7 protein-coding genes are annotated in these 5,548 nt (G+C 32.3%); 1 reads left to right on the top strand and 6 read right to left on the bottom strand.

Annotated features, from left to right (window positions below; translation table 11 throughout):
- Positions 1-169: 169 nt before the first annotated feature.
- Entirely contained in the window at positions 170-862 is a 693-nt protein-coding gene (locus tag N3C_RS10520) for a hypothetical protein (protein WP_074365990.1), read from the bottom strand.
- 133 nt (positions 863-995) lie between these two features.
- Here N3C_RS10520 and yyaC point away from each other — a divergent pair, with 133 nt between their 5' ends.
- Positions 996-1,538 (top strand): spore protease YyaC, encoded by a 543-nt coding sequence (gene yyaC / locus N3C_RS10525; protein WP_074365991.1) that lies wholly within the window; start codon positions 996-998, stop codon positions 1,536-1,538.
- Positions 1,539-1,605: 67 nt separating this feature from the next.
- On the opposite strand, the gene N3C_RS10530 is transcribed toward yyaC, so the two are convergent.
- The 5 genes from N3C_RS10530 to N3C_RS15530 form a co-directional block, all read right to left on the bottom strand.
- Positions 1,606-2,622 (bottom strand): rod shape-determining protein, encoded by a 1,017-nt coding sequence (locus N3C_RS10530; protein ID WP_074365992.1) that lies wholly within the window; start codon positions 2,620-2,622, stop codon positions 1,606-1,608.
- A 91-nt stretch (positions 2,623-2,713) separates the two neighbouring features.
- Positions 2,714-2,986, bottom strand: coding sequence for a sporulation transcriptional regulator SpoIIID (gene spoIIID / locus N3C_RS10535; RefSeq protein ID WP_074365993.1), 273 nt, complete (start codon positions 2,984-2,986; stop codon positions 2,714-2,716).
- Positions 2,987-3,096: 110 nt separating this feature from the next.
- Complete coding sequence (locus tag N3C_RS10540; protein ID WP_074365994.1) at positions 3,097-3,870, bottom strand: M23 family metallopeptidase; 774 nt, start codon at positions 3,868-3,870, stop codon at positions 3,097-3,099.
- Between the two features lie 299 nt (positions 3,871-4,169).
- Positions 4,170-5,225 carry a stage II sporulation protein D gene (gene spoIID, locus N3C_RS10545; protein ID WP_242944085.1) on the bottom strand — a complete coding sequence of 352 codons (1,056 nt, stop codon included), beginning with the start codon at positions 5,223-5,225 and terminating at the stop codon, positions 4,170-4,172.
- Positions 5,226-5,461: 236 nt separating this feature from the next.
- Positions 5,462-5,548, bottom strand: an 87-nt coding sequence (locus N3C_RS15530; RefSeq protein ID WP_143312659.1) for a DUF4368 domain-containing protein, incomplete at its 5' end; no start/stop codon positions are given.

Below are 5,548 nucleotides of genomic sequence, written 5' to 3' on the forward strand. Positions count from 1 at the left end.
ATTTTCTACAGCACTGGGCCGTTGACAAGGAATAGTATACCTAGAAGTTAAGAACAATTCAACCGTCAAAATAACTCTTTATGCAGATTTATGCTATTTAATCTTAAAAAATCTCTTATTTCCTTCATTTTAGACTCAAATACATTTTTATTATGATTTCTCAACAATTTTAATTTGATATATAATCCTCTATATAATCTACATTTATGTATTTTGAAGCTATATCCTTAACTTCATTATAATCCTCATCGCTCAATCTAGCTTTAAGCAAAGTAAAAGTATTTATTATACCTCTAGTTTTATTCTCATCAAGAAGATAATTATTAATTTGTGCATAATCTACCGGTGATATTTTTTTTCTTAATAATAGCAATTTAGTTTTTTCACTAAGGCTAAGATTTTTCAATATTTTACCAGACTCAACTTTAAACACCGCTGCACTATCAGGGTAATGAGTACCATCATTTTGTTCTTCTTCAAATTGATTTTCCTCCTCCCCTTTATCAACAACCTCAGCTTTATTCTCTTGCTCCTTCTTATTCTCCTTTTCATTATTCTTCTCTTCTGAAGCAGCTTTCGCCTCCTTCTTATCTTCTACTTGATCCACTTTGGGCATATTGCTTTCTTCAGTATTTTTAATTTCGTCTTTATGTTCTTTGATATCTCTCTCTTCACTTATCTCATCTTTTTCATTAATACTATTTTCATTAATACTATTTTCATTAATACTATTTTCATTAATTATTACTGATTCCTTATTATCTTCATAACTTACATCATTCTTACTGCTGGAAATCATTATGTATGCAGATATAATTGTGCAAATTATAACTACAAAAGAGGAAATTTTATACTTCAACATTATCACCCTCATCTTAAATATTTTGTATTTTTACTACTATCTTTCATTTTTTCATATTTTAATCTTTTTATTCTTGTTTTATTTAATATTCCGTAAATTTTTTCATATATATTATTGAGGGGGTGTTGAATGCTTGAATAAAGTCAAAATGCATTATAAAGATGCACTAGCTTACTATGAGTTAGCTTATTTTATCAAAGACTATATAGACAAGAATACCATAATAGTTTGCATAGGAACTGATAGATGTATCGGTGATTGCCTAGGTCCATTAGTCGGAACATTTTTGCAATGCAGAAATTTTCCACTACCGGTGTACGGTTCTGTTTCTGAACCTATCCATGCATTAAATCTTGAAAAAAGGATTCAAGAAATAAAAAATCTTCACCCCGACGCCAATATCATCGGAATTGATGCCTGTTTAGGGGATAGTGATAGTATTGGAGAAATTCAAGGAAGGAATTATCCCATTCACCCAGGGAAGGGTGTTGGCAAGTCGCTACCAGATGTAGGAGAGAGCTCTATAATTGGTATAGTAGATTCTTCCGACAACAACGAACTTTTTACTAATAGAACTATTAGATTAAACCTAGTAATGGAAATGTCCAAAGTAATAGCTGATAGTCTTATTCACGCAATATACCTATCAAATTATCGGTTTAAAAAACCTTATTAAAAAGATTTGCGAATGTATGTACATTCGCAAATCTTAAAAATGAATATTTAAATATATAAAACTATAATTATGAACTATAGTTATTAGAATCTAAATTATCAAGATAATCCAAAGCTTTGCCTGTTCCTATGGCAACACATTCCACTGGATTTTCAGCAATTATAACAGGAATCTTTGTGGCTTGAGATATTCTTTCATCCAATCCATGGAGTAAAGAACCTCCTCCTGTCATCATTATTCCCTTTTCCATTATATCAGCGGCCAACTCTGGAGGCGTTTTTTCTAAAACAGAATGAGCACATTCTACTATAGCTGTAACTGTTTCATTCAAAGCCTCTGCAATTTCTTCCGAATAAACGGTAAGATTTTTAGGTAGTCCTGTTATTAAATCTCTACCTCTAACCTCCATAGTAGCATTGTTTTCCCTCTTGTATGCAGTACCTATTGTTATTTTCATATTTTCGGCGGTTCTTTCACCAATCATTAACTTATGCTTTTTTCTTATATATTTTATAATAGCTTCATCAAAATGATCTCCAGCAACTTTTATTGAATTTCTTACTACCATACCGTCTAGGGATATAACCGCCACATCTGTTGTGCCGCCTCCTATATCTATAATCATATTTCCACTAGCCTTTGTTATATCGAGGCCTGCTCCTATTGCCGCAGCAATAGGCTCTTCAATTAAATAAACCTTTTTAGCCCCTGCATTTATGGTAGCATCTTTAACAGCTCTTTTTTCCACTTCTGTGGCTTCACATGGTACACAGACCATAACTCTAGGTGCAGAAATTCTTCTCTTTCCACATGCCTTTTTTATGAAGTATTTAAGCATTTTTTCAGTGATATCATAATCAGAAATTACACCATCACGCAAAGGTCGAATCGCAACAATATTTCCAGGTGTTCTACCTATCATCTGTCGTGCTTCTTCCCCTACTGCCAAAACTTTCTTAGTAATCTTATCTAATGCTACAACAGATGGTTCTTGTAATATTATTCCTTTACCTTTCGCATACACCAATACTGTTGCAGTACCTAAATCTATGCCCATATCTGCACCCATACCAAAAAACCACATTGCTAAACCCACTCCTACCTTTATAACACTTTTTTATTTAATTTGCTATATCATTACAAATTTCTCTTATATTATTATACTAATAATAAGCCTAACCTTCAATAGCTTTATAGTCTTCAATAGCTTTATATTTCATTTTTGTAGCTCTGCCACCTCTTATATGTCTCTCTGATTTATTCAAATCTAATATAAGCTTAGCTTGTTTTGCAATGGCAGGATTGATTTTGGGTAATCTTTCAGTCATATCTTTATGAATAGTGCTTTTGCTAACACCGAATATCTTTGCTGTTTTGCGAATTGTTGCTTTTGAATCTATAATATAGTTAGCTACTTCAAGAACTCTTTCTTCAATATAGTCTTTCAAAGTGCTACCTCCTTAATTCTCTATTATTTATAAATATGCTTTTAAAGATTCTTAAATTACCACCCGCCGGTCAATAAAGGTCTATTAGCTATTGCCGGCGGGATATAAGTCTACTCTTTACTTAGAGGACTATATTTTACATATTTAGCTGGATCAACATATGTGCTACCATTCATTACTTGAAAATGTAAATGATCTCCGTAATACTCATTTGAGTAACTTTGTCTTGTCTTGCCCACATATCCGATAACTTGACCCTTTTTTACTGTATCTCCAACTTTAACCTTTAGGTCTTCCTTCAAGTTAGCATATACAGTTTTAATACCATTTTGATGATTAATAACAACATATTGACCAAGCTCAGTGTGATCATTATTAACAGTCTCTACTTTACCATCTAGTACTGAATAAACTGGGCTGTTAAGATCTGCTTTAATCTCTATTCCATTATTTGTTTTATAGGTTCCTATTGTTTCGCACTTAACTAACCCTGTACTAAAAGTTGTTGCATATTCTCCTTCCACTGGCTTTACAAAAGTATAATCCGTTGTTTTCGATACAGCGGTAGATGTTGTCTTTTCATTAGAAACTACTTCTTTCGTAGAATCTGACCCTGACTTAGGAACAGTAATTTTTGCTTCATTCTCCTTTTTCACCTCAATAGCATTAGGTATTTCTGTGCTTTGAGCTTCAGGGTTATTTTTAGCCACATCGGTATTCTTTTTAGCACTTTCTTGTACTAATGGTGCCTTAGTTACTGTTTTATTGTTTCTAGCAGTAAGTGCGGCTATAGTAGCTACGATACAAAGACAAACAAATAGTATTACATAGAATCCCTCCTTCTTAAAGAAGTTTGATGATTTGTCAAATAGTTTTTTGTCCATACGAACACCTCCATTTTGTAGTCTGTCCAGAGCTTAGTAAAAAATACATGTTATCGATGAAAATTTTTCCTGTTTTTTTTCCCTAAAACGACAAATTCATCAGTTTATCTATCCATAATGTAAAAAGTTAAGTTTCTAAAAAGTATATAAAATCTCAAAAACCTAACTTATAACTAATCAAGGAAAATGAATATAAAAAAAGCCTTTTCTCAGCATAGCTGAAAAAAAGCTAATTTTATGAACTTAGAATTTCAACTCCACAAATTTTATCTATTATTGTCAACTTTTCGTTGCTAAAATCACTTTTCTATTTTCTCAATCCTTGTGCCTTGATAGTAATGGGTCAAAATTTTTCTATAATCATTACCCTTTTGCGCCATTACATTGGCTCCCCATTGACTCATTCCTACCCCGTGTCCATAACCTATGCATTGAATTTTTACAGCATTATCATTATAAGCAATTGTAAAGTTTGCTGAGTTTAACCCTAACATAAATCTAAATTCTTTACCATGTATTACGATATTACCCATTTTTAGTTTAGTTACAGTTCCAGCTTCACTTTTTTCAAGTATCTCCAATTGCTTGTGTAAATTCGCAGCTGTAACCTTAGCATTAGGATAATTTTTATTTATAATGTTAGCCAAATTAGAATATGTAAATTCATAACTTTCCTTATATTTTGTCGCTACTTCCTCACCAGGGCTATCTACACTTTTTAAATAAGGAACACTGAACCCAAATACCGTTTGTGCATCCTCTGTTTTACCGCCACTAGTAGAAAAGTATTGAGGATTCATTACTAATTCACCATTGTAGGTAAGTACCTCTCCCTCTGTAGCCTTTACTGCACTAACTACCTTATTCCAGTACTCCTCATTTTTATCTTTAGGCCATAGATTCATCCTATTTTCCTTACTTTGATACACTTGGCAATGTACTGTATCACATAAATCCGCTTCAGAATGATTGCTGCATCCAGATCCTCCAATAGATCTTAAATGAGCTAGGGCAAAGGTTCTAGCTGCTACTGCCTGTGCTTTTAAAGCTTCAATATCAAAATTAGCAGGCATTTCGCTAGACACTACTCCCGGCAAATACTCTTCTAAACTCATTTCTACAATCTTATTTTCTTTGCTTAAAAAAACTTTTATTTTATCATCTTTAACCTTAATATTGCTAAATTGTATACTACTAGGACTTAAATGATAATATTCACTTTGATCACTAGACTCTTCCTTATTTTCTTTAGCAAACATAGGTACTATTATAGGAATTACTAATATTAATGACACTATAGTTAATATCACAAACTTACTTTTATTCAAATTAATATCCCACATTATTTTCTTCATCTTTTCCTCCATGGTTATTTTTCGTACATTTAAAATGTATTAATGTGGAATATTAAATATGACCATTAAAGGTTTAGTTATAATAGCAATTTCAAACATTAAAAATTACATAGGTATACTTTGTTTTTAGTTCTATAGAGCAAAAAAATTCGACCTTTAGGAGCGGTCAGATAGGGATTTGTAATCCCTGAAAAATTCGGCATAGTCGTTGATATTCGGCTATGCCGTTTTTTCGTTTATTTTGGTAAATCGATAGCGCCAATGCAGTTATAAAAAATTTGAATCCGCTGGGTTCTGCGGCCATCTACCTTTTCAGCCTTAAA

The sequence above is a fragment of the Clostridium sp. N3C genome, from assembly GCF_900095445.1.
Classification (GTDB): Bacteria; Bacillota; Clostridia; order Clostridiales; family Clostridiaceae; genus Clostridium_AU.